This window comes from Bacillus cereus group sp. BfR-BA-01355 (genome assembly GCF_022663675.1).
GTDB lineage: Bacteria > Bacillota > Bacilli > Bacillales > Bacillaceae_G > Bacillus_A > Bacillus_A thuringiensis_S.
Genome location: NZ_JAKUFY010000272.1, coordinates 1 through 881, shown reverse-complemented (window position 1 = coordinate 881; position 881 = coordinate 1). Strand labels below are relative to the sequence as shown.

The window sequence follows — 881 nt, the reverse complement described above, 5'->3', positions numbered from 1 at the left end:
TAAAACTAAAATACTTTGAGTTAATTGTTTCAAAAAATTAACTTCTGGGGAAGGTAATAAGGAATTTAAGAAAATTAAAAATTGATTAAACAAATTGAATAACGCTACTCTATTTGCATCACTTGGATTTGCAAAAAATGCTGAAATAGCTGATACTAATGAGTTTAGCAAAGTAATTAATTGACTTAATTGTTCCCTAGTAATAGGAACTGACTGTGGATTTTTACAACAATCTGCTGAAAAAACAATCGGATTGCAATTATTATGATCAAAACAATCATTACGTTTCATTTATTTCCTCCTTATTTAATAATTTTGAGAGAATATTCTTATACTAAGAAACACTCTATTGTAATGGTGTTGAATATTTTTAAATATCCATTTTCTTAGAATAAAAATAGTTACTAATAATTAAACTATAAAAATTCAGTTTAATTACATTCACAACTCACATAATATAAGTATACGCATCTATTTATCTAGTGCTTAGATTAATTCCCTAATGAAAAAGCGTATTTTTAAAGGAATACGTTATTACTCCTATCAACGTGTTTATTTTGTCAATAAACGAAAAGACTTGTTAATTTATAATTTCTATAATGCCATTCTAGAGTAATATCAAATGAAGTTTTTGGAAAAAGTTTAATCTTTACAACCTAGTTGTTTATATCATGAGTTTCTAATAATGCATTTCATTTTCCATTAAGAGCTAATCATTTTGCTTTTGCTGACTAATTATTATTTCTTTGTAACAACTTATACTCATTTTGCATACATTATCTTGAATCCTTACTTGTTAAACCATTTAATTGTTCATGACTCACAAACATCAACAATATATGAATGGTGTACTGATTCATAGAAGAGTACTATATAATGCA

At 25.4% G+C, this 881-nt stretch carries 1 protein-coding gene; it reads right to left on the bottom strand.

Features of this window, described 5'->3' with window-relative positions:
* Positions 1–291: collagen-like repeat preface domain-containing protein (locus MR167_RS31535; protein ID WP_242316236.1), on the bottom strand; the 291-nt coding region annotated here is incomplete at its 3' end.
* Between the last annotated feature and the right edge of the window lie 590 nt (positions 292–881).